The sequence below is a fragment of the Pseudoalteromonas sp. P1-16-1b genome, from assembly GCF_001401785.1.
Lineage (GTDB): Bacteria > Pseudomonadota > Gammaproteobacteria > Enterobacterales > Alteromonadaceae > Pseudoalteromonas > Pseudoalteromonas undina.
This window is the reverse complement of the sequence record NZ_LKGQ01000010.1, coordinates 19,878-43,403: the sequence shown is the minus strand read 5'-3', so window position 1 is coordinate 43,403 and position 23,526 is coordinate 19,878. Positions and strand designations below refer to the sequence as shown.

The window sequence follows — 23,526 nt, the reverse complement described above, 5'->3', positions numbered from 1 at the left end:
ATTAATTACTTAGGTATAATTTGAGTTTAGTCTATTTGTCATAAAAGTCTGTTTTATGACAAATATCATTTAGTTTGAATTTCCTACAAAATCGGCGCACTAATCAGTGCTTACAGATAGGAATAATTCACACTTATAAAATTAATTAAAAGTCAGGCAAATAGCGCCTTGCAGTGGTGTTATCTAACAGGTAACATAGCCGCCTTTTTCTTCATAGACGAGACATACATGAATTTTTCCTTAGGTCAGCGTTGGATCAGTGATACAGAGTCAGATTTAGGATTGGGCACCGTTGTTGCCATTGATGGCCGCCAGGTCAACATTTTATTTCCTGCCAGTGGTGAAAACCGTGTTTATTCTTCTGCAGAAGCTCCGGTAACCCGCGTAGCATTTAATCCTGGTGATGTGATCCGAAGCGTTGAGGAGTGGGAATTACAAGTTGAGTCAATTGAAGTACAAGGCGAATTACTGTGCTATCACGGTGAACGTATTGATAACGGTGAAAAAGTACAATTAAAAGAAACCTTTTTAGACCATTTTATTAAATTTAATAAACCACAAGACCGTTTATTTGCAGGCCAAGTAGACCGTTTTGATCGATACACTTTGCGCTACCAAACTTGGTTACACCAATTTGAACGCCAACAGTCACCTATTAAAGGTTTAATTGGCCAACGTGCCAACCTTATTCCGCATCAGCTTTATATTGCCCAAGAAGTAGGTAAACGTTTTGCGCCACGTGTATTACTTTCTGATGAAGTAGGTTTGGGTAAAACCATCGAAGCTGGCATGATTTTACATCAACAAATTATTACTGGTCGCGCCAGCCGTGTGCTCATTGTGGTACCTGAGAACTTGCAGCACCAATGGTTAGTAGAAATGCTACGCCGTTTTAATTTACGTTTTTCTATTTTTGATGAAGAGCGCTGCGACGAAGCGTTTGCTGATTCACCTAACGTATTTGATACCGAGCAATTGGTGCTTACCAGCCTTGAGTTTTTAACTAAGAAAAAACGTTGGTTTGAACAAGCTACGTTGGCCGACTGGGACTTATTAGTCATTGATGAAGCCCATCATTTAAGCATTAACAACAATAAACCTAGTGCCGAATACCAACGTATGGCTGAGCTGAGCCAAGACATTCCGGGGTTAATTTTATTAACAGCAACGCCAGACCAACTGGGTCATCGTAGCCACTTTGCACGCTTACAACTGCTCGACCCTGATCGCTTTTACGACTACGACGTATTTAAAGAAGAAGAAGCAAACTACAAAGATGTAGCCGAAGCTGCTAACCAACTACTGCAAGAGCAATCATTAGATGATAACGCTAAAGCAACCTTGATTGAGCTATTAAAAGAAACGGATATCACCGATATTCTTGAAACAGCACAACAAGGCGACCTTGAAGCACGTAAAGAAATTTTAAATATGCTTTTAGACCGTCACGGTACTGGGCGCATCTTATTTAGAAATAGCCGCAGTGGTATTGATGGTTACCCAAGTCGTAAATTACACGCCTACCCTATGGCTTTACCTAAGCAATACAAAACAGCAATGACTGTACTAGGTAATATGAGCGGCATTCAAAATGCTGAACTCAGTGCACAACGTGCACTTTTCCCTGAAAAAATATTTCAAGAGTTTGAAGGTGAAAGCGCCAGCTGGGGTTTATTTGACCCCCGTGTAGATTGGCTAATCGAAACGCTAAAAACTCTCAAACGTGAAAAAGTATTACTCATTTGTGCTAAAGCCGAAACCGCAATCAGCCTTGAGCAAATATTACGTGAACGCGAAGCAATTAAAGCCTCGGTTTTCCACGAGGGCATGTCGATCATTGAACGAGACCGCGCCGCGGCATTCTTTGCCGATGAATACGATAATGCTCAAATATTATTGTGTTCTGAAATTGGTTCAGAAGGCCGTAACTTCCAATTCTCACATCATTTAGTGTTGTTTGATTTACCGCTCAACCCAGATTTACTTGAGCAACGTATTGGTCGCTTAGACCGCATAGGACAAACACAAGATGTGAACATTCATGTGCCTTACTTTGAAAATACGGCTCAGGAAGTGTTATTACGTTGGTACAACGAAGGCCTAGATGCATTTGAAAGCACTTCAACCACAGGACAGTTATTGTATAAAGAGTTTAGCGAAGACTTACTTGAATATATTGCAGCTCATAATTGTGACGAAGATGAGCTAGACCCATTGCTTGAGCAAGTAGCACAAAAGAATGCAGTATTACGTAAGCAAATGGAAAGTGGCCGAGATCGCCTACTAGAACTGCATTCATCAGGGCAAGGCGCTGCTGATTCACTTGTAGCTGACATTGAAAAACTCGATAATCAATTTGAGCTACCAAGTTACATGATCAATGTGTTCGACACCTTTGGCGTAAGCCAAGAAGATAAAGGTGAAAACACCATTATTTTAAAACCCACTGAGCATATGCTTAACGCGTCATTCCCTGCTTTAAAAGAAGATGGCATGACGGTGACCTTTGACCGTGATACCGCTCTTTCACAAGAAGATGTTCACTTTATTAGTTGGGATCATCCTATGGTGCAAGGCACTATGGACATGATTTGCGATGATGACTTTGGTAGTGCGTCAGTGGCGTTACTTAAAAACAAAAAGTTACCACCAGGAACATTCTTTGTTGAGCTAATCTTTGTTGCCGAAGCAATGGCACCAAAAGTACTGCAAGTGGGCCGCTTTTTACCGCCTACGCCTATTCGTATTTTACTCGATAAGAGCAGTAATAACTTAGGCGAAAACGTTGGCTTTGATGGCTTTAATCAACAGTTATCTGCGGTAGGTCGCCAAACAGCAAGTAAATTAGCCGGTGCATTACAAAGTGCGGTTCATCCAATGATCAACACAGCAAAAGACATGGCTCAACAAAAGCTGGATGTTATTCGCGCAGAGTCATTAACTAAAATGCAAACATCGTTGAGTGAAGAGCAGCAGCGTTTAGAGGCACTTAAACAAATAAACCCAAATATTCGCCAAGAAGAAATTACTTTTTACGACAAACAGCGCAATGAGCTAACCGCACATATTGAAAAAGCGCAGTTAAAACTCGATGCCATTCGTTTAATTGTGGTTTCGCACTAAGGGATCTAGCTGTTAGCTATAAGCTGTCAGTCGTTAGTTAAAGATTAACTAGCGTGTGTATTGAAAAAAGCGCGATATTTATATCGCGCTTTTTACTTGAGCCTTTGCGCTCGCTCCACTAAAATAGCGCACTTCAAAATCACTGAGGTCTGCCGTGTTAGTTAATTACAATCCCCCTATGAGCCCGTATTTAACTATACTGTTTCAAGACGATGATTTACTTATTGTAAATAAACCTAGCGAGTTACTCACCGTACCAGGTAAAGACCCAAAACATGCTGATAGCTTAATTAATCGCGTCAACCGTGTTTTTCCTACGGCTAAAATTGTTCACCGTTTAGATATGGCTACCTCAGGGATACTTTGCTTGGCAATGAACAAAGCCGCTCACCGCCATTTAAGTATGCAATTTCAAGAGCGTGAAACGGCAAAGCGTTACATTGCGCGAATTTATGGGCAGCTTGAAAATGAAACCGGCTCCGTTGATTTACCGCTTATTTGTGATTGGCCGAACCGCCCTAAGCAAATGGTTGATCACGACAATGGCAAACCCTCGCTTACCCATTTTAAAGTGCTTGAACGTGAAGCACAGGCAACCCGTGTAGAGCTGACTCCTATTACAGGGCGCTCCCACCAACTGCGAGTACATATGCTAAGCTTAGGCCACCCTATTTTAGGCGATCGTTTATATGCTCACAAAGACGCACTTGCTGCGGCTCCTCGCCTACAGCTGCATGCACAAATGCTGCAACTAAAGCATCCTGTTACAGAGCAAGTACTCACGTTTGAAGCTGACCCCGAGTTTTAAATAAACACGCTAATAGCTAAACTTTTATAGCCTCGCGCCGATACCTAAATAATCTTTATTGTTTGGGTTCATTATGGTTGTTGCGCAATTTATAAAAATGTCACTCTGTGCATTGTCAGCTGTTTGCATATTAATGCATTGGCAAACATATGCAGTGGAACATATAGCTCCTACAGCCCACTCAACTATTATTGAAAATGATATTAAACGCTTAGCACCAGGGGATGAAATTAAAACCATTGAGCTTGGCGACACCCCATTTTTAACCTTACATCGTGAATACATGAGCGCTGATTTTAGAGGTGTGGTGATTCTAATACCCGACTGGCAATCGAGCCCTACAAACAATTCTGGCATGAACTTTTTGCGCAAAGAATTAAATAATCATGGCTATAGCACTTACGCTATGACGGTGCCCGATATTAATTGGCAAGCTGCAGAGCAGAGCAGCGAGGCAAATAATCAACCGGCTACAGCAGATAACAGCACACCAACTGAGCCGCCTCATCATGTTGATTATATTGAGCAGGTCAATATTGAGGTATTAGATAACTACAAAACAAATTTAATAGCTCGCTATGAGGCGCTTTATCAGCAAGCGAGTGAAGCCTCGAATGAAATCGTGGTTATCGCTCAAGGAACCAGTGCGGGAGTATTAATAGAGCACTATGCTGATTTTTCAGATTTACAGATCAATGCATTTATTAGTTTAAGTAGCTTTTTACCAAATTCACAGCGCAATGCGCGTTTGAGCCAAACCACCTCTTTAGTGACACCTGCGTTATTAGATATTTATTTTTCAGGCGATCATAACGATATTTTAATGAACCTTAAAAACCGTCAGCGTTGGGTTAACCGTAATGCAAAGTTTGATTACCGCCAGCGCCAGCTATTTGGATTGCGCGACGCGCCGCAGCAACATGCACGCTTGAGCAAAGAAATAGACGGCTTTTTACGCCGCCTTTTTTAAATACTCGTAAGCGGCTTGAATATCTTGGCTTTTTTTAACTGCCACTTCCATCATGTGCTTAGGTAAACCTTGCGATACCAGTTTATCAGGATGGTGCTGAGCCATGAGCTTACGGTACGCTACTTTAATATCACGTTGCGACGCATCTTTATTTAGCCCTAACAAGGCCAATGCCTGCGAGCGATTCATATCATTACTTGGCGGTACATGATGCCCTGAGCCTTCTCGGTAACTACTACTTTGACTTTGCTGCTGCCTAAAGCGCTGTTGTTGCTGCCTAAAATTAAACTCTGCTTGATAACGTTTTAGTACAAAGGCAAAGTGTGCTTTAGATACCCCCAACTGCTTGCTTACTTCTTGCAGTAATTGCTTTTCTTGCGCGGCAAGCACGCCATCGGAAAACGCCATTTGTATTTGAATTTCTAAAAATAACTGCAGTAAATCGTAACGTTTAGCAAAACGTTCTTTAAAGTCATAAACCGTGTCTTTGAGAGAAAAGTCGCTATCTTTACCTGATTGAAATGCCTGCTGCGCTTCACGGCGTTCTTCGCCTTTTAAGCCCATTTCATCCATAAATAGCGTAGCTGCTTTAATGTGAGTTTCGCTTATTCGCCCATTTGACTTGGCAATATGCCCCATTACTGCAAAGCAGCTAGAAAAAAACAGTGCTTGGCGCTCGTTAACATCATCGCCTTTAAAAAGGTTAGAGAAGCCGCCAGCCTGATCAAAGTCTTTCTTTAGACTTTTATCAAACATATGACCTAGGTATAAGCCTAAAATGGCGCCAAATATTTTGCCAAACATAAAACCAAAACAGAAACCGAGAATTTTTCCCCACATTTTAAAACTTACCTCTAGTGTTTTATATTTAGCTTATGGCGCTAATTGTTGGTTAAGAGTCGATAAACGCTCTGGTGTGCCTATATCGTCCCATTGGCCAATATAGAGTTCAGTGGAGACTAAATGTTCATTTAATTTTTCACGCAGTAAAGGCCCTAACGGGCGGATACCTAGGGCCAGCCCTTCAAAGAAATCAGCCTGATAACGGCCAATTCCAGAAAAAGTATAGCGCTGTTCACTATTAGGTAAGTGGCTTAGGGTAAAATCACCCTCTGGGTTATGCGCAGGATTTTCAACCAATACAATGTGCGCTTCTTTTGGCTGTAAATGCAGCTGCATTAATGCACTAATATCGTAGTCGCTGTAAACATCACCATTAATAACAATAAATGACTCACCTAATAAAGGAAGTGCTTGAATAATACCGCCTGCAGTTTCAAGCCCACCAGTCACCTCTTGGCTATAGGTTATGGTTACACCCCATGCACTGCCATCAGCAAAGTAGGTTTTTATTTTATCTCCTTGCCAGGCGAGATTAATCACAATCTGCGTAATACCAGCTGCTTTTAAGCGCATAATATGATGCTCAATAAGTGGTTTACCTGCCACACATAACATAGGTTTTGGCAACTGTGCGGTGAGCGGCATCATACGTTTACCGCGTCCTGCAGCTAAGATCATGGCCTTCATAGTTGTTCCTCTTTTAACCGCTGCTGTACTTTTGGTACTACGTAATTTTTTACCCAATCAGACAAGTCACTAAGCTCTGGATACTCTGCCGCCACTTCAACAATATACGCTAGTGTTGGTAATATATTGGTTAAGTAACCTTTTTTGCCATCCCGTAAATACAAGCGACAAAAAATACCCGCTGCTTTTAAATGGCGCTGCAAGCCAGTTAAATCAAACCAATACTTAAATTGTGCGAATGACTCGTTAGTTATTAAACTTTGGCGCTTAAATTCGTCATAACCAAACTCAAGTAAATGAGTCAGCTCGTCGTTGGGCAATTTAAAATAACAATCTCTTAAAAGCGAGACTAAGTCATAACATAACGGACCTTGTACCGCGTCTTGATAATCAATAATTGCCCATTGCTGCTCGCAGCGCATAATATTACGGCTGTGGTAATCGCGATGCATAGTCACTGTAGGTTGTTCAAGCAGTGTATTGATTAGCAGCGCAGCACTTGTTTGCCATATATTTTGTTGCTCAGCACTGAGCTCTGTACTAATAAAATCATTAACTAACCAATTTTTAAAAATATCCAGCTCAAGTGCAATAAAGTCATGGTCATACGGATTCATTGACGGAGCTTTAGGCGTTTTAGCCCACTTGGCACTTAAACTGATCAGCTGCTGGTAATGCTCGCTGCGATTGGCATCATCAAGCAAGTCAGCTAAATGGGTGTTACCCAAATCACTTAAAATAAAAAAACCTTGCTGCTCATCACTATGAATAATGGATGGTAATAAAAACCCCTGCTCAGAAAACACCTTATTTAATGCAATATAAGGGACGTTGTTAACTTTTTTTGGATCTGAGTCCATCACAATAAAGCTTTTATTTTCAGCGCTTAACCTATAATAACGGCGAAAACTGGCATCTGCGGTTATTGCATTAAGCGCGCAGGATTGCTCACTAAAGTGAGTATTAATAAACTGTTGTAAACTCTCAAAACGTGTCATTTTATAAGCTATCTATTTTTCACTAATTACTTTGCTATTGTTTTCCTTTATTATGTATAGCTTGTAACTAATCACAGAGCATAAAGGTCGATAAATGAGCAAAACCTGGGGCATTTTGATGCTAAGCGTACTGAGCGCACCATCGCTTGCCGAAACTGAACTGACACACAACTTTTGTGGCACTTCAATGCAAACCAGAGCTTGGCAACCGCTAGCTGGCCTTGAGCTTGGAACGGTTGATATCAGCGCTGATGACGTTGAGCTTTTAGGCACACAAAGCGCTGAATTTACTGGTAATGTTGATATTAACACCGTTAACATGAGTTTGTCCGCACAATCAGCACTGATTGATAAACAACGCGGCTTACTCAATGCCACCGGCCCTATTACCTATCGCGATTATGTGAGTAAAGTTCAAAGTGCGGGCTTAAACGCCGATTTAAACAACTCAGCATTTAGCTTATTAGGCGCACAATACAGCCTAACACAACAGCAAGGCAAAGGCGGCGCGGAAAAACTCACCATCGACAAGTCTGGCTTAATGCTGATGAATGCAAGCTTTACTGCTTGCCCAGGTAATACGCCTGTGTGGGCTATTGAAGCCGACGAAATTAATTTATCACGAGAAGAAGGCTGGGGTGAAACCTACAATGCGGTGCTACGTATTTTAGACACGCCAGTACTCTATTTACCTTATTTTACTTTCCCACTCGATGAGCGCCGTAAGTCAGGCTTATTAACGCCCAGCTTTTCAAGTTCAGATCGTTATGGGTTAGAGACTATTACGCCTTATTATTGGAATATTGCTCCAAACTATGATGCAACCATTACGCCGCGTTATATGTCACGTAAAGGTTTACAGCTACAAACTGAATTTAGATATCTAACTCCAGAACACCAAGGTTTAGTGGCTGTCGAATACTTAAATAAAGATGACTCAGAGCCTGAGCTTGACGAGCGTTTTTTGTTTCATTGGCAACAAAAAAGCTATATAGGCGAAGACTGGCGAGCCAGTATTGATATTACCAATGTCAGTGATGATAACTACCTCACTGATTTAAACTCAACTTATGCAAGTAAAACCGATACTCAGCTTTATCGTACCGGCTCACTAACTCACATGGGCGAGATGTGGCGTACTGATATAAAAATACAAAACTTTGAAGTACTCGGTGACCACTTAGAGTCATATACAGCCTTACCGCAAGTTAGCTTTACACAAACTACGCCGTGGAAAATTGATTACTTCGATTTTACTGTTTCAGGGGAGCTGAGCCACTTTACTAATAGCTCAGCGGTTATTGATCAAGCAACTCGCGTGCATATAGAACCTAAAGCACGCTTTGATTACAAAGAGTATGCCTGGTCGTTTTTATCTGAAGTGAGCTTATTGCAAACTAACTATAAACAAGACGGTGATTTACAGGGTACACAGTATAGCGATAATGTTTCGCGCACATTGCCAAAAGTGCGCTTATATTCTCAGCTTAACTTTGAGCGTGATACCTCAATTTTTATCGACGATGGTATTCAAACCTTAGAGCCACAAATTCAGTATTTATATACGCCTAACAAAGATCAGTCTGACATTGGCTTATACGATACCACTAAATTACAAGATGACTTTTTTGGCTTATTTAGAGATGCGCGTTTTTCAAGTGTTGACCGTATTGCCGCTGCAAATCAGTTTACGCTTGGGGCAACCACCCGTTTATTTGATAATAAAAATGAAGAAGTATTTAATTTCAGTGCTGGCCAAATATTTTATTTAAGTGATTCAGCCAAGCCCACAGAGCAAGGGCTGAATAGCGACAGTAACTACAATGCCTTGTTTGCAGCGCAAACCATGTTACATTGGCATCGCCGCTGGTATTTATCGGGTGGAATTCAGTACGACACGGATGGCAAGCAAATTATCCAGTCAAATTTAACCTTAGATTATAAAGGTGACGATAATCAGCTGGTTCAATTGAACCATCGCTATGCAAATGATGTCTCAGGAAATACAATCGAACAAGCGGGCTTATTTACAAGCATCCCTATTAGTGACGAATGGCAATTTATTGCAAGTTACCATCGCGACCTTGATAATAACCGCAGTATTGAAGTATTTAGTGGATTACAGTATGAATCGTGCTGTTGGGCGTTCCAAATTACTGGCCACCGCCAAATTGAAACTGATTTAAATCAGTCAATTGGGCAACCCCAAGCCACTTTTGATTCCAGCATTCGTTTGAATTTTGTATTAAAAGGGCTTGGTAGTAAAAGCCGTTATGATGCTCAAAAATTATTACAACAAGGTATTTTTGGTTATCGTAGGCCGTATTTTCTTAATGACTAAGCTGCATTTTGTATAGTAAAAATTTACAAATAACTATATCAATCTAGTCGCCTTTAGCATTACAACAGTACTATTAGTAAGAGTAGTAAAAAGAATATGAATTTAAAAAAATTATTAACATCAGCAGTTTTAACGTTTAGCTTATGCCAAAGTGCATTCGCCGCACCGGTCGAAATAGATAAAGTGATTGGTATTGTAAACCAAGGCGTTATTTTAAAAAGTGAAGTAGATACCATTGTTGATCGTGTTAAAAAGCAAGCAGAAGAACAAAATCAACAGCTGCCAAAAGACGAAACACTACGTGTACAAGCAATTGAGCGCTTAGTTAATCAAACGCTAATGATGCAAATGGCTGAGCGCATGGGCTTAGAGATTTCAGATAGCCAGCTTGACCAAACACTTGCCAACATGGCCAAAGAGCAAGGCGGTACAATTGCTGATTTACGTCGTACTATTGAAGCGTCGGGTGAGAGCTTTCAAGCTTACCGTGAAGAAATTCGTAAAGAGATAACCACGCAACAAGTAACGCGTGCAAACGTAGACCGCCGTATATATGTAAGCGACCAAGAAATTGATAACTTACTAAAAATTATGGATAGCCAAGGCCAAAATGCCGAAGAATACGATATTGGTCATATTCTTATCGATATTCCAAGCGGGGCAAGTGCAGACGACGTAAGCTCTGCAAAAACACGCGCAGACAAAGTAATTGAACTGCTTCAAGACGGCCAAGAATTTAAGCGTATTGCTATTTCTTCATCTAGTGGCTCAAAAGCGCTTGAGGGAGGTCAATTAGGCTGGATGGGCATTAACGAAATGCCATCTTTATTTGCAGAAGCTGTAAAAGGTCAAAAGAAAGATGCGATTATTGGCCCGCTTCGCTCTGGCGCAGGTTTTCACATTATTAAGGTGCAAGACGTACGTGGTCGCCAAGTAGTAGAAACCACAGAAGTTAAATCTCGTCATATTCTTATTAAGCCTTCAATTATTTTAAGCGAAGAAAAAGCCCGCACTATGCTAACTGGCTTTGTTAAGGATTTACGTGCTGGAAATGCTGACTTTGCAGAACTAGCTAAAGAGCACTCGCAAGATCCAGGCTCAGCACTTAAAGGCGGACAATACGACTGGACTGATCCAACTACCTACGTACCTGCGTTTAGAGATACATTACTATCTCTTGATCAAAACGAAATCAGCGAACCATTTAGAACCCAGTATGGTTGGCACATTGTACAGTTATTAGATACACGCGTTGCTGATAAAACCGAGCAAGCTAAACGTAATCGTGCACATGGCATGTTGTTTAATCGTAAATTTAAAGAAGAAAGCTTTAACTGGCAGCAAGAAATGCGCGAACAAGCCCATGTTGAAATTTTCCCAACAGACGAATAATTATGACCTTAAGAATTGCGGTAACCCCTGGTGAGCCTGCTGGCATTGGCCCTGACTTGCTATTAAAACTGGCACAGCACAGCTGGGATGCACAGCTAGTAGCGATTGCAGATGCATCGCTACTAAAGCAGCGCGCTAAACATTTAGGTTTAAACATTAAATTAATTGAATTTGATGAAAGCGCCGAAGCCATGCCTACAACGGCTGGCAGCTTATATATAAAACAGATTGATTTAGCCGAGTCAGTTGAACTGGGTGTGCTAAATGACGCAAACGGTCAATACGTATTAGACACACTGCGTATCGCCAGTGAGAAGAATATGGACGGCACTTTTGATGCCGTTGTTACTGGCCCTGTTCATAAAGGTATTATTAACCAAGCCGGTATTTCTTTTAGTGGCCACACTGAGTACTTTGCTCAACAGTCGGGCACCGCTGATGTTGTTATGTTATTGGCTACCGAAGGGCTGCGAGTTGCATTAGTAACAACGCATATCCCGCTTGCTTATGTTGCTCGTGCTATTACCCAAGAGCGACTGGTTAAAGTGGCTAATATTCTTAATCATGACTTAAAAACCAAGTTTGGTATTGAGCAACCGCGTATTTTAGTCTGTGGCTTAAACCCGCACGCTGGTGAAGATGGCCATTTAGGCCGCGAAGAAATCGACACGATAACGCCTACACTTGACATACTAAGAGCTGAAGGGATGAACTTAATCGGTCCTTTACCAGCAGATACATTATTTCAAGATAAATACCTAAATGAAGCCGATGCAGTACTGGCTATGTATCACGATCAGGGATTACCTGTGCTAAAATACAAAGGATTTGGTAAGTCAGTGAATATAACTCTTGGCCTTCCATTTATCCGCACTTCAGTCGACCACGGTACTGCGCTTGATTTAGCCGGTACAGGCGATGCTGATGTTGGCAGTTTTGAATTAGCGATCCGCGAAGCAATTAAGCTCGCCCATGAAAAAGCACAGAATCAATGACCGATAAAGTACATTTAGGACACCGCGCCCGTAAACGTTTTGGCCAAAACTTTTTATTCGATGAATCAATCATCGATAAAATTGTCACCGCTATTGATCCCAAGCCGCAAGATAATTTAGTCGAAATTGGCCCAGGCCTTGGCGCTATTACTGAGCCTGTAGCCGATTTAAGTGGCCATTTAACGGTTGTTGAGCTAGATAAAGATTTAGCCCAACGTTTAATTGAACACCCTTTTTTAGGGCCTAAATTAACCGTAAACCAAGGCGATGCAATGAAGTTTGATTTTGCAAGCCTAGTTAAAGACGACAAAAAGCTAAAAGTATTTGGTAACCTACCGTACAACATTTCTACTCCTTTGTTGTTTCACCTTTTTGAATTTGCCGATCATATTGAGCACATGCACTTTATGCTGCAAAAAGAAGTGGTAAAGCGCATGGTTGCAGGTCCAGGTAGCAAAACCTTTGGCCGCTTGAGTGTAATGACTCAATACTACTGTAATGCGATGCCTGTAGTAGAAGTACCGCCTGAGTGCTTCAAACCTGCACCTAAAGTAGATTCTGCGGTTATTCGTCTAATCCCTAAAAAGGCAGAACAGCGCACAGCTAAAAGCGTTAAAATACTAAATACAGTCTGTTTAGAAGCGTTTAATCAACGTCGTAAAACACTGCGCAACAGCCTAGGCAACCTTTTAACCGCTGAAGAGTTAACCAGCATTGGCATTGATATTACCTTGCGTGCTGAGAGCCTGTCGTTACAACAATTTATTGATATAGCTAACTGGATTTATGACAACAAGCAGTAATATGGGATCACCTGTAAAGGTATCTGTAGAAACATTTTATGTAGAAGAGCAATCGCAACCTGAACTTGATAAATTTGTATTTGCTTATTCCGTTACTATAAAAAACCACAGTTTATGTAGTGCAAAACTACTTAGCCGCTATTGGTTAATTACCGATGCCAACGGTAAAGAAGTAGAAGTGCAAGGCGAAGGTGTGGTGGGTGAAACCCCAGATATAGCCCCTGGTGAAAGTTACAAATACACCAGTGGTGCAATATTAGATACTCCCGTAGGCACCATGCAAGGGCATTACACTTTACGAAACGAGTTTGGTGCTGAGTTTGAAGCACCAATAAATGTGTTCCGTTTAGCTTGCCCTAATATCTTACACTGATTAAAACAGCGACTAATGGCTGACTACGCAATAGGTGATTTACAAGGCTGCTTTAACGAATTTAATTTATTGTTAAAGCAAGTCGACTTTAACCCCAGCAAAGACCACCTCTACCTAGTAGGTGATATTGTTGCTCGCGGCCCAGACTCCAAAGCGTGCCTTGATTATATTTATCAACATCAAGACAGCGTTAGCGTCACATTAGGCAATCATGACTTACACATGATTGCCTGTTATTTAAACAATGTTGCACCCAACCCTAAAGACAAACTAACGACACTGTTCAACAGCAGTAAACTCCCCGACTACATCGCGTTTTTACAAACTCAGCCTTTAGCTCTTTATTTAGAGCAGTATGATTGTTTTATCTCTCACGCAGGACTTAATCCTGATTGGTCATGCGAGCAAGCCATTCAGCATGCCCAATTCGCGCAGCAATGCTATGGTGCTGACAACGCTCAATACTTCTTAAAAAACATGTATCAGCCTCACCCACTTTCATGGAGTGAGCAGCTCGATGACGCTGCAAAGTTTCGCTATATCGTTAATTATTTCACCCGTATGCGCTTTATTACGCCTGATAATTTGCTTGATTTTAATGCAAAAGAAGCAATAGCCAATAGCCACTCATTAATTCCTTGGTTTTCTCACCCTAAAATCGTTAACGCTCAACATGACCTTATTTTTGGTCATTGGGCTGCCCTTGAAGGTCAAACTCCCTACAAACACCTGTACGCTCTAGACACAGGTTGCGTCTGGGGCGGCTCAATGACCTTAATAGATTTACAAAGCAAACAAAAATTTTCAGAAAAATCACAACTTTTGTCTAAATAAACTGAAAAAAGTTAATACATCTGTTAAGTTTAAGAGTGCATGTTAAATTGCATAATTACAAACCATTCACAACTAAGTGTAAAAAATAGCAACACTCCCTTAATCTAATTAAGGACGAGGAGAATTGCCTTGTATTATTTTATATCCATAGTCGAATAGTTGAATTATGTATGCTTAGTGTGTGATGAAGTTTCACGGTAAATTTAGCAACTAACTATTAACAGTAAAAATTAATTATTTTTAATTACTTAACTTATTGTTGAAAGCGCCGATAAGTTTTAATAGACGTATTTTTGAATGGAAAACCATATGAATCTAACAGTGAGTCAACGTATTTGGGGTGGTTTTATATTTATCACTTTATTACTTTTAATTATTGGCGGTAACTCTTTAATAAAAATAGCAAATATAGATCGTTCAACTCAAAAAGTTAATCAGCTATCGCTTCCGGCATTAAACAAGAGCGCTCAATTACAAGCTGAATTTATTTTGATGAGTAAAGCTGCTCAAGCCAGTTTTCACACTTCATCTGCTCAAGAGCTAGCGCCAATAAAAGCACAAATAGAAGAACAAAAACAATTATTTGATAAGTTACATCGCGAACTACAACAGGTAGTAAAAGATGACCCACAATTAAATAAGAGCAGCCTTGACGTTGAAAAAACCTACTTAAGTTTTTTAAACATTATAGAGAGTCTGCTGAAAGACAAAAACACTCAGTTAGTGCTTAATAAAAAGCTCAAAGCTCAATTAGAAACTGTTGAACTCGCGGCTGAAGACGCTAACTCTATGGTACTTGATATTATTGATATTGATGGCTTAGAAGATAACCACCCGCGTGCTTACCAAGCAGCTAATAACCTTGAAAATAACTTTATGTCTGTGGTTACCAGCAGCACCGATATGTTAACTGTTAAAACGCTTAACACGCTCGATATTATTAAAAATGAACAAGTGTATTATTTTGAAGAAGTCGTTCGTACTGTTGCATTAATACAACCCGCGATAGAGCAAAGCCATAGCGGCTTGTTTAACGACCTAAAAGGCTACGTAGATACGCTTGAAAGCAATATCTTAGGTAACGATAGCCTTTCAGCGAATAAAAAACGCCTTATTGATGCAATCAGCACAACTGAACGTGAATTAGAAGAATCGGAAAAAGCCACTAAAACAGCACTTAGCCAAATTGACGAATTAGTATTACAAGCAAGCGGCGTTGCATTTACTTTGCAAGAAGGCGTTCGCAGCGATGTAAACTCAGCTAATTTATGGACTTGGATAGGTATGATCATTGCGACTATCATCGCAGTGCTTGTAGCCATCATTACGGTTAACCGTATTACTAAGCCATTAGCTGAAGTTAACCGCATTCTAGATATTGTTGCCAGTGGTGATATGACTCAACGCTTAGATGACAGCGCAAAAGATGAATTTGGTGAATTATCGAAAAGCTGTAATACCTTAATTGATAGCTTACGCAGCTTAATTACCGGTATTATTTCGCGTTCCACACAACTTGCTGCCGCTTCTGAGCAAACCTCAACAATTACCGGTGAATCAAGCAAAGCGATTAGTAATCAACAAGCGCAAGTAGAGCAAGCGGCAACCGCAACCACTGAAATGAGCAGTACTTCTCAAACAGTGAGCAACAGTGCTCAACAAGCACTAGGCGAAATCAAAAATGCCGATAAAGAAGCTGAACGCGTTAAAGGTATTTCAAATCAAAATAAAGCAACCATTGAACAACTCGCTTACGAAGTTGATGAAGCATCAAGTGTTATTAATAAACTACACAAAGACAGCGCCTCAATTGGTAGTATTTTAGACGTTATTCGTGGTATCGCTGAGCAAACTAACTTACTTGCACTTAATGCGGCGATTGAGGCAGCACGTGCCGGTGAGTACGGTCGAGGGTTTGCTGTGGTAGCTGATGAAGTAAGATCGCTTGCAAGTAAAACTCAAGAGTCGACACAAGAAATTCAATCTATGATTGAATCACTACAGTCGGGCGCTGAAGAAGCAGTTAAGGCAATGGAAAAAGGTAAAGAACGCGCGGTTTCGTGTGTTGAGCAAAGTGATTTAGCTAATAGTGCACTGGATTCAATTACTCTTGCGGTATCGCAAGCGCACAATGTCAGTGAAGAGATATCAACAGCAGCACAAGAACAACAACAAGTATCACAAGAGATCAGTGAACGCTTAGAGTCTATTGTTGCTATTGCCGAGCAAACAGCAGAAGGTGCTGTACAAACGAATATTTCAAGTTCAGAAGTGGCTAAGTTAGCCGAAGAACTAAGAATATCAGTAGAGAACTTTAAAGTATAAATACCGCGCTGTAAGTAGCCTTAGAGCTACTTACAGTTTATACCCTAGCGAGCCATAGTAAAACACCCGTTCCCTCTCCAGACATGCTTATACACCACACAATCTCACTCTAAATACACAACACCCAACAGCTTAGCCCGTAAAGTCATTTAATACTCTTTATGTTTTCTTTGGTTATACCAATTCGCTTAATTAAGTGGTCTATTTTGAGGCTGGAAAAACGTGTTGTTAGCTAGGCAAAAAATTTGCTATTTAGTTGTTCTAAACGAGAATTTTTTAACGCAGGTTGCGACACGTTTAGCCCCGTAAAATGATTAAGTATTATTGCGGATTGGTATTACAAACAACTGATACCGTTATTAAAGAAATAAGCTATGGTGCTTAACAAAAGCCAGTTAGCGGTTTAATTAAATGGACACAATTACGGTGAGTATATTGTCGGTGGATAATAGAGTGGATTTTAAAAACAAAAAACCCAGCATAAGCTGGGTTTTTACATTTCTGAAAGAAAACTAAATTACTTGATTTTAGCTTCTTTGAAAATCACATGTTTACGAGCCTTAGGATCGAACTTTTTGATTTCCATTTTTTCAGGCATGTTACGCTTGTTCTTGTCGGTAGTGTAGAAAAAACCAGTACCAGCAGTTGAAACTAAACGGATCTTATCGCGCATAATTCAGTTCCTTAAACTTTTTCGCCACGAGCACGGATTTCTGTAAGAACCGTGTCAATGCCTTTTTTATCGATAATACGCATACCTTTAGTAGTAGTGCGTAATGTTACAAAACGTTTTTCACTTTCAACCCAAAAACGGTGTGTTTGTAGGTTAGGTAGGAAACGACGTTTAGTCGCGTTTCTCGCGTGTGAACGGTGGTTACCAACCGCTGGACGCTTACCTGTAACTTGACATACTTTAGACATGTCTATATATCTCCAATAACTTCGCTCGAGCTTAATTTTCCCTAAGGCCATGTATTTGTGCCCTAGAGATAAATCGAAGGGCGCTCTTTATACAGCTTTTACAGGCAAAGATCAAATACTGATCTTATCCAACCAGCTCATGTGTAAATTTGATAGCGGCTAATTATAAAGATCGAATGCCCTTAGGGAAAGTAAAAACTGCATTTAAATTAAACTAATTTGCCAAAACACAGTAAACCGCTCATTTTTAGCACATATCTGCGAGCGATAAACTTAAATAAGTCCCCGTTCGGCAAACGAAACACAATTTTCACCGCCAATAATAATATGATCCAATACATTTATGTCGACTAATTGCAGCGCTTGGCACAATTTATTGGTAATTAGCTTATCGGCCTGACTTGGCTCTGCAATACCGCTGGGATGATTATGTGAAAAAATAACCGTCGCTGCATTATTTTTTAAAGCCGCTTTAACAACTTCACGGGGATACACACTGGCGGCGTTAATCGTACCATAAAATAAAATTTCATCTTTTAATAAACGATTTTGACTATCAAGATACAACACCATAAACACCTCCTGCTGCAGGCCTCGCATTTTCAGGGTTAAATAGCCGTAAACAGCTTGAGGGGAGTTAAAAACGGCATCGCGAACAAAGCCTTCTTGCATATAACGCTGACTCAGCTCAAGTACCGCTTGTAACTGTACGTATTTAGCTGTACCCAGCCCTTTTTGCGCACAAAACTCATCTATGCTGGCATTAAACAAATTATGCAGGGTTCTATTTTCATTGATCAGATGTTGTGCTAGCTCTATCGCATTCATACCCGGTAAGCCAGTACGTAAAAATATAGCCAGTAGCTCAGCATCAGAGAGTGCCTTAGCGCCTTTTGCTAGCAGCTTTTCTCGCGGTCTGAGTGAATTAGGGAGTGAGGTTAATTGCATCGTTCATCCTTGAAAACGGTCAGTACCATATAACTGTAATGCAAAATTAAAAATTAGCGCAATAAAACGCATTTTATCTTAGCTGTCAGGCCTAAGATTTGTTATTTTAGCCAGCATATCTTATAAAATTGATAAACAACCATGATTAATTTAACAAATAAAAAAATAGTGCTGGGTATTAGCGGCGGAATTGCAGCCTACAAATGTGCCGAACTTGTAAGACGTTTAAAAGACCATGGTTGTGACGTTAAAGTTGTAATGACTGAATCAGCAAAGCATTTTATTACCCCGTTAACGATGCAAGCTGTCAGTGGTGAAATGGTGTCTGACTCATTGCTAGACCCATCAGCAGAAGCTGCAATGGGACATATTGAATTTGCCAAATGGGCTGATCTAATTTTAGTTGCTCCTGCCACCAGCAATATTATTGCAAAAATGGCGGTAGGCATTGCTGATGATCTACTTACTACGTTATTACTCGCAACTCCTGCAAAAGTGGCTGTGGCACCAGCTATGAATCAGCAAATGTACGCGCACCCTGCTACGCAAGCTAATATAGCCACTTTAAAGGCTCGTGGCGTTGCTGTTTGGGGGCCTAGCAAAGGTGAGCAAGCCTGTGGCGATGTAGGTGCAGGACGAATGCTTGAACCGCATGAGTTAGTGAGTTTATGCATTGAACCTGCGCAACCACAAATCTTAGCGGGTAAAACCATTACTATTACCGCAGGTCCAACTCGAGAACCTCTCGATCCGGTGCGTTTTATATCAAACCACAGCTCAGGAAAAATGGGCTATGCACTAGCACAAGCTGCTTTATCATTTGGCGCGCAAGTTAACTTAATTTCAGGCCCGGTAACCATTACCGCGCCGCAAGGGGTTAATTTAATTAATATAGAAAGTGCCGAGCAGCTATTGCAAGAGTCTCTCAATTACGCCCCTCAATCTGACGCCTTTATTGGGTGCGCTGCTGTAGCCGATTACCGTGCAGCAAATATCGCCACGCAAAAAATGAAAAAACAAGGCGATGAACTCACTCTTAGCTTAGTTAAGAACCCAGATGTTATAGCAGCGATAGCAAACCTTACACAAAGCCGCCCTTACACTGTCGGCTTTGCAGCAGAAACGCAAAATGTTGCTAACTACGCTAAAGGGAAATTGACTAATAAAAACCTCGATATGATTTGCGCAAACGACGTATCGCAGAGTGATTTAGGCTTTAATTCAGAACGTAACGCACTTACTCTTTATTGGCAAAATGAACAACTCGATTTACCTGAGGCCAGCAAAACAGAAATAGCAATCAAAGTGATCGAACAGCTTGCCAAGCGATTATAAAAAGGCTGGAAACAAACTGAATAAAACATTAACATGATGACGCCTTGTGACCTTTTAGTGTAATTTTACTTCGCTAATATAGTTTAATGCTTGCGCAGTACCAGAGCTTCACGTAATACGTGAAAATACCGCCTTACTGGTTATTGCCCGCAGCAGCACTAGGCCGGTAGCTGTGTTATCGCACATTGATGTAGAAAAAATAACTATTAAAAAAGGAATGTTCATGCCTGCGACAAAAAAAAGTAATCGCAAAGAGCAAATACTGCAAGCACTCGCACAAATGTTAGAAACCAGCCCTGGCCAGCGTATTACAACTGCCAAACTTGCCGCAGAAGTTGGCGTATCTGAAGCCGCTCTTTATCGCCACTTTCCGAGCAAAGCGCGGATGTTTGAAGGATTAATTGAGTTTATTGAAGATACCCTGCTATCACGTATTAATCTTATTTTAGATAACGAAAAAGAAAGCAAAGCACGCGTATACAATACCTTATTACTGTTGCTAACGTTTGCTGAGAAAAACCCTGGCATTACTCGTATATTAACAGGCGACGCTCTACAAGGAGAACAAGAGCGACTTCGTGAGCGTGTACAGGGCTTATTTGAAAAACTAGAAACCCAATTTAAACAAATTCTTAGAGAGCGTAAGCTACGTGAAGGTAAAAACTTCCAAAGCGATGAGTTAACCCTAGCTAACTTTTTGCTTGCCTACGTTGAAGGTAAAATGAATCAGTTTGTGCGCAGTAATTTTAGTGCTCGCCCAAGTGAGCAATTTGAAAAACAATGGCCAGAATTACAAAAAATTTGGTTATAAGATTCGAAGTAATACCTTGTTAGTGATGCTAACAAGGTATTAAATAAACCACTTCCACTCCTATTTTTTCACAAATGCCAAACACCTCGCATCCCGTGGCCCGAAAATTTTACCTTTTACCTTTTACCATTCATTTTTAGTCTCTCATCTCTGCCCTGCTACCACTTATCGTATCTACTCGAATTGTTATTAAAACTCGTTACAATAAAATAATGTTAAAAAACGAGAATCTATAATGAAAACACAACTCACTCTTATAGGCTGTGCACTTATTACCAGCTTAACGAGCGCCAGTGCCTTAGCAAATAAGCCATTAGAATTTAAAGATGTATTTGATTTTAAATCTGCAAAAGGCACACAGCTTTCTGAAAATGGTCAAATCCTCTCTTTAAGTGCAACCCCTTATCGCGGCAATGCCACTGGGCAAGTCTACTCGCTAAATAACAACAAGCTTATTGCTGAGGTAGAGCGAGGCACTCGCCCTACAATTAACAAAATGGCGAACTGGGTTGCATTCACTCAAGTGCCTACCCTACTTGAAAAAGAGACCACTAAGAAAAAAAGTGATTTAAAAAACAATCTAGTATTAGTGAATACCCAAACCGGTGAGCAACAACGCTTTAATGACGTAAAAGACTACGTACTCGCTAATAACGGCCAATGGCTTGCCTATCGTAAAAATGAGAGCACAGACGCGGATGATAAAAACTCCGATAACGATAGCGCTATCACAGCTGATAAAAAAGATAAAAGCTACCCGCTGGTTGTCGTCAACTTAAGCGATAAACGCACCCACACTCTTGAAAGTGCCTTCACCTATGATATTAGCGCCACCAGCGATCAATTATTAGTGAGCCAAAGCTATGTGGATGGTAACAATAATCAAATTACTTTGTTTTCACTCGATGATTTTTCCAGCACAGCATTAATTGACGAGCCAGGTGTGGTTGCCAACGAAATAGCTTGGCATCCAATCAATAAGAGTGTTGCATTTACTTTAGGTAACTATGTAAACGATGATAAGCGTCGCCGCCAATACGAATTAACGCTTTGGCAGAACGAAACGCTTACCACTGTGCAGTCACCTAACCCAGAATGGTTAATGGGTAAAACTGCGACATTAACGTGGGCCGAAGATGGTACACGCCTATACTTTGAAAACCGCCCAAAACTTGCTGCAAAAGTTAAGCAAAAAGAATATACCGATGAGTCGTCATTGTATAACTTTGAGGTTATTCGCGACCAAAAAGGGTTAAATGTATGGCACAACAACGATGCACAAATTAAACCTCGCGAAGAGCAGCAGTGGCATAAAAACAATAAAAATAGACATTACACGGCGGTATACCATGTAAACTCGCAACAAGTTGTACAGTTAAGCACACCAAATATGCCAGAGCTGGCACTTAATACTGAACGCGCGGATTCATTATTAGGTTACTCAAATCTAGCCCATCTTGAAAAAATAATGTATGGCGGCTTTTTTGCTGACTACTACGCAGTTGATATAAAAACGGGTAAACAAACACCTATTATTAACGACTATCCATTTAGACCTAGCCTTGCGCCTAATGGTCAGTTTGCTGCTTACTTTGATAATAACCAAGTACAGCTTAAGAACTTAGGCAATAACAAAGTGAGCGTACTCAGCAAAGCAATTAACGCCACCTTTGCCGATGACAAACACGATTACCCATCTAAGCAGCCTGGCTATGGCTTTGCTGGCTGGCTTAACGATAGCAGCGAAATACTGGTTTATAGTAAATATGATATTTGGTCGTTTAATGTAAATACCAAGCAAGCCAAACGCTTAACTAATGGTAAACAAAGTAATACTCAGTACAGAGTAATCAAGCTTGATAAAAACCAAGTGGGCTTTAACAGCAATGATACTCTTTTGCTCTCTGCAATTAACTTACAAAGTAAGCAAAGTGAGGTGGCTAAACTTAATTTAACAACGCTTAACGTTACTAAAGTACTCACAGGTAATAAGCGTTTTGATGTAATTAAAAAAGCCAAAAATGCCGATAAATACTTATTTACTGAGCAAACCTATCAGCAATTCCCTGATATTTACCAAACTGACTTTAGCTTTAATAAGCCACAAAAGGTCACGAACTTAAATCCACAAGTTAATAACTTCGTGTGGGGCCAAGAACCTGAGCTTATAAGCTATAAAGGCTTTGATGGAGAAGATTTACAAGGGGTATTAATCAAACCTGCGGGCTACAAAAAAGGCGATAAAGTACCGGTTGTGGTGTACTTTTACCGCTATATGAGCCAGCGTATGTACGACTTCCCTAAAATGCAATTAAATCATCGCCCTAACTTCCCAATGTTTACATCAAATGGCTACGCCATCTTTTTACCTGATATTCGCTTTGAAATAGGTCACCCAGGTAAGTCGTCAACGCAAACCATGATCAACGCCACTCAAAAGCTGATTGATTTAGGCATTGCCGATGCTAATAAAATAGGGTTACAAGGCCACTCATGGGCAGGTTATCAAAGCGCGTTTATGATCACTGAAACTGATATGTTTAAAGCTGTAGTTTCGGGTGCGCCAGTGTCTAACATGACCAGCGCCTACAGTGGCATTCGCTTAAAGTCAGGGCTTGCTCGCCAATTTCAATATGAAACAGGGCAAAGTCGCATTGGTAAAAACTTATTTGAAGCCCCTGAGCTTTATATTGAGAACTCGCCAGTCTTTTTTGCGGATAAAGTAAATACCCCGATTCTGATTATGTTTGGTGATAAAGATGATGCTGTGCCATGGCATGAAGGCGTGCAATATTACTTAGCACTGCGCCGTGCGGGTAAAGATGCTACATTTTTACAATATGAAGGTGAACCGCATCACTTAAAGCAATTCCCTAATCAGGTAGATTTCTCAGTACGTATGATGCAGTACTTTGATCATTACTTAAAAGGCAAGCCAGCCGCTAAGTGGATGAACGAAGGTGAAGCGTTTATCGAAGAGTAACTAATAAACCGGCGCTATTTGGCGTCGGTTTAACAT

General features: G+C 40.6%; 19 protein-coding genes. 13 read left to right on the top strand and 6 right to left on the bottom strand.

Annotation, left to right across the window (positions count from 1 at the left end):
* Window positions 1-228 precede the first annotated feature (228 nt).
* From rapA to AN392_RS09030, 3 genes are all read left to right on the top strand, one after another.
* Window positions 229-3,123, top strand: a complete 2,895-nt coding sequence (gene rapA, locus AN392_RS09040) for an RNA polymerase-associated protein RapA (protein WP_055012510.1) — start codon at window positions 229-231, stop codon at window positions 3,121-3,123.
* A 154-nt stretch (window positions 3,124-3,277) separates the two neighbouring features.
* Window positions 3,278-3,931 carry a bifunctional tRNA pseudouridine(32) synthase/23S rRNA pseudouridine(746) synthase RluA gene (rluA, locus tag AN392_RS09035; RefSeq protein ID WP_082424798.1) on the top strand — a complete coding sequence of 218 codons (654 nt, stop codon included), beginning with the start codon at window positions 3,278-3,280 and terminating at the stop codon, window positions 3,929-3,931.
* 73 nt (window positions 3,932-4,004) lie between these two features.
* Window positions 4,005-4,901 (top strand): DUF3530 family protein, encoded by an 897-nt coding sequence (locus tag AN392_RS09030; RefSeq protein ID WP_055012508.1) that lies wholly within the window; start codon window positions 4,005-4,007, stop codon window positions 4,899-4,901.
* Here the strand turns inward: AN392_RS09030 and djlA are convergent.
* The 3 genes from djlA to AN392_RS09015 are packed head-to-tail and all read right to left on the bottom strand — an operon-like array spanning window position 4,884 to window position 7,429.
* Window positions 4,884-5,741 (bottom strand): co-chaperone DjlA, encoded by an 858-nt coding sequence (djlA, locus tag AN392_RS09025; protein ID WP_010391624.1) that lies wholly within the window; start codon window positions 5,739-5,741, stop codon window positions 4,884-4,886. The genes AN392_RS09030 and djlA overlap by 18 nt on opposite strands.
* Window positions 5,742-5,774: 33 nt before the next feature.
* Window positions 5,775-6,431, bottom strand: coding sequence for an N-acetylmuramate alpha-1-phosphate uridylyltransferase MurU (gene murU / locus AN392_RS09020; RefSeq protein ID WP_055012507.1), 657 nt, complete (start codon window positions 6,429-6,431; stop codon window positions 5,775-5,777).
* Entirely contained in the window at window positions 6,428-7,429 is a 1,002-nt protein-coding gene (locus AN392_RS09015; protein WP_055012506.1) for an aminoglycoside phosphotransferase family protein, read from the bottom strand. The genes murU and AN392_RS09015 overlap by 4 nt, the downstream gene beginning before the upstream one ends.
* Window positions 7,430-7,523: 94 nt before the next feature.
* On the opposite strand from AN392_RS09015, the gene lptD reads away from it, so the two are divergent.
* The 7 genes from lptD (at window position 7,524) to AN392_RS08980 (ending at window position 16,492) form a co-directional block, all read left to right on the top strand.
* Window positions 7,524-9,770, top strand: a complete 2,247-nt coding sequence (lptD, locus tag AN392_RS09010) for an LPS assembly protein LptD (protein ID WP_054201929.1) — start codon at window positions 7,524-7,526, stop codon at window positions 9,768-9,770.
* A gap of 96 nt (window positions 9,771-9,866) precedes the next feature.
* A complete protein-coding gene (gene surA / locus AN392_RS09005; protein WP_010391628.1) occupies window positions 9,867-11,162 on the top strand; it encodes a peptidylprolyl isomerase SurA in 1,296 nt (431 codons plus the stop codon).
* Window positions 11,163-11,164: 2 nt separating this feature from the next.
* Window positions 11,165-12,157: a 4-hydroxythreonine-4-phosphate dehydrogenase PdxA gene (pdxA, locus tag AN392_RS09000; RefSeq protein WP_055012505.1), complete on the top strand. Its 993-nt coding sequence runs from the start codon at window positions 11,165-11,167 to the stop codon at window positions 12,155-12,157.
* Window positions 12,154-12,960, top strand: coding sequence for a 16S rRNA (adenine(1518)-N(6)/adenine(1519)-N(6))-dimethyltransferase RsmA (gene rsmA / locus AN392_RS08995; RefSeq protein WP_010391631.1), 807 nt, complete (start codon window positions 12,154-12,156; stop codon window positions 12,958-12,960). Before pdxA ends, rsmA begins: the two co-directional genes overlap by 4 nt.
* A complete protein-coding gene (apaG, locus tag AN392_RS08990; RefSeq protein WP_041709470.1) occupies window positions 12,944-13,333 on the top strand; it encodes a Co2+/Mg2+ efflux protein ApaG in 390 nt (129 codons plus the stop codon). Before rsmA ends, apaG begins: the two co-directional genes overlap by 17 nt.
* A 15-nt stretch (window positions 13,334-13,348) precedes the next feature.
* Window positions 13,349-14,167 carry a symmetrical bis(5'-nucleosyl)-tetraphosphatase gene (locus AN392_RS08985; protein WP_055012504.1) on the top strand — a complete coding sequence of 273 codons (819 nt, stop codon included), beginning with the start codon at window positions 13,349-13,351 and terminating at the stop codon, window positions 14,165-14,167.
* 309 nt (window positions 14,168-14,476) lie between these two features.
* Window positions 14,477-16,492 carry a methyl-accepting chemotaxis protein gene (locus tag AN392_RS08980; RefSeq protein WP_010391635.1) on the top strand — a complete coding sequence of 672 codons (2,016 nt, stop codon included), beginning with the start codon at window positions 14,477-14,479 and terminating at the stop codon, window positions 16,490-16,492.
* Between the two features lie 517 nt (window positions 16,493-17,009).
* Here the strand turns inward: AN392_RS08980 and rpmG are convergent.
* From rpmG to radC, 3 genes are all read right to left on the bottom strand, one after another.
* Window positions 17,010-17,165 carry a 50S ribosomal protein L33 gene (gene rpmG, locus AN392_RS08975; RefSeq protein WP_004587947.1) on the bottom strand — a complete coding sequence of 52 codons (156 nt, stop codon included), beginning with the start codon at window positions 17,163-17,165 and terminating at the stop codon, window positions 17,010-17,012.
* 11 nt (window positions 17,166-17,176) lie between these two features.
* On the bottom strand, window positions 17,177-17,413 hold the full coding sequence (gene rpmB, locus AN392_RS08970) for a 50S ribosomal protein L28 (protein WP_008464111.1): 237 nt from the start codon (window positions 17,411-17,413) through the stop codon (window positions 17,177-17,179).
* A 273-nt stretch (window positions 17,414-17,686) separates the two neighbouring features.
* The gene (radC, locus tag AN392_RS08965; RefSeq protein WP_055012503.1) at window positions 17,687-18,361 is read right to left on the bottom strand and encodes a DNA repair protein RadC; all 675 of its coding nucleotides are present in this window, start codon (window positions 18,359-18,361) and stop codon (window positions 17,687-17,689) included.
* A gap of 141 nt (window positions 18,362-18,502) precedes the next feature.
* Between radC and coaBC the strand changes: the two genes are divergently transcribed.
* The 3 genes from coaBC (at window position 18,503) to AN392_RS08950 (ending at window position 23,490) form a co-directional block, all read left to right on the top strand.
* Window positions 18,503-19,696, top strand: a complete 1,194-nt coding sequence (gene coaBC, locus AN392_RS08960) for a bifunctional phosphopantothenoylcysteine decarboxylase/phosphopantothenate--cysteine ligase CoaBC (protein ID WP_055012502.1) — start codon at window positions 18,503-18,505, stop codon at window positions 19,694-19,696.
* Between the two features lie 223 nt (window positions 19,697-19,919).
* The gene (gene slmA, locus AN392_RS08955) at window positions 19,920-20,507 is read left to right on the top strand and encodes a nucleoid occlusion factor SlmA (RefSeq protein WP_008113236.1); all 588 of its coding nucleotides are present in this window, start codon (window positions 19,920-19,922) and stop codon (window positions 20,505-20,507) included.
* Window positions 20,508-20,742: 235 nt separating this feature from the next.
* Complete coding sequence (locus AN392_RS08950) at window positions 20,743-23,490, top strand: prolyl oligopeptidase family serine peptidase (RefSeq protein WP_055012501.1); 2,748 nt, start codon at window positions 20,743-20,745, stop codon at window positions 23,488-23,490.
* Window positions 23,491-23,526: the final 36 nt, after the last annotated feature.

Coding starts and splice junctions, on each gene's coding strand:
- rapA (WP_055012510.1), top strand. CDS start 229: ATGAATTTTTCCTTAGGTCAGCGTTGGATCAGTGATACAGAGTCAGAT.
- AN392_RS09030 (WP_055012508.1), top strand. CDS start 4,005: ATGGTTGTTGCGCAATTTATAAAAATGTCACTCTGTGCATTGTCAGCT.
- rpmB (WP_008464111.1), bottom strand. CDS start 17,413: ATGTCTAAAGTATGTCAAGTTACAGGTAAGCGTCCAGCGGTTGGTAAC.
- coaBC (WP_055012502.1), top strand. CDS start 18,503: ATGATTAATTTAACAAATAAAAAAATAGTGCTGGGTATTAGCGGCGGA.
- AN392_RS09015 (WP_055012506.1), bottom strand. CDS start 7,429: ATGACACGTTTTGAGAGTTTACAACAGTTTATTAATACTCACTTTAGT.
- radC (WP_055012503.1), bottom strand. CDS start 18,361: ATGCAATTAACCTCACTCCCTAATTCACTCAGACCGCGAGAAAAGCTG.
- slmA (WP_008113236.1), top strand. CDS start 19,920: ATGCCTGCGACAAAAAAAAGTAATCGCAAAGAGCAAATACTGCAAGCA.
- surA (WP_010391628.1), top strand. CDS start 9,867: ATGAATTTAAAAAAATTATTAACATCAGCAGTTTTAACGTTTAGCTTA.
- rpmG (WP_004587947.1), bottom strand. CDS start 17,165: ATGCGCGATAAGATCCGTTTAGTTTCAACTGCTGGTACTGGTTTTTTC.
- AN392_RS08980 (WP_010391635.1), top strand. CDS start 14,477: ATGAATCTAACAGTGAGTCAACGTATTTGGGGTGGTTTTATATTTATC.
- rsmA (WP_010391631.1), top strand. CDS start 12,154: ATGACCGATAAAGTACATTTAGGACACCGCGCCCGTAAACGTTTTGGC.
- lptD (WP_054201929.1), top strand. CDS start 7,524: ATGAGCAAAACCTGGGGCATTTTGATGCTAAGCGTACTGAGCGCACCA.
- murU (WP_055012507.1), bottom strand. CDS start 6,431: ATGAAGGCCATGATCTTAGCTGCAGGACGCGGTAAACGTATGATGCCG.
- apaG (WP_041709470.1), top strand. CDS start 12,944: ATGACAACAAGCAGTAATATGGGATCACCTGTAAAGGTATCTGTAGAA.
- AN392_RS08950 (WP_055012501.1), top strand. CDS start 20,743: ATGAAAACACAACTCACTCTTATAGGCTGTGCACTTATTACCAGCTTA.
- pdxA (WP_055012505.1), top strand. CDS start 11,165: ATGACCTTAAGAATTGCGGTAACCCCTGGTGAGCCTGCTGGCATTGGC.
- djlA (WP_010391624.1), bottom strand. CDS start 5,741: ATGTGGGGAAAAATTCTCGGTTTCTGTTTTGGTTTTATGTTTGGCAAA.
- AN392_RS08985 (WP_055012504.1), top strand. CDS start 13,349: ATGGCTGACTACGCAATAGGTGATTTACAAGGCTGCTTTAACGAATTT.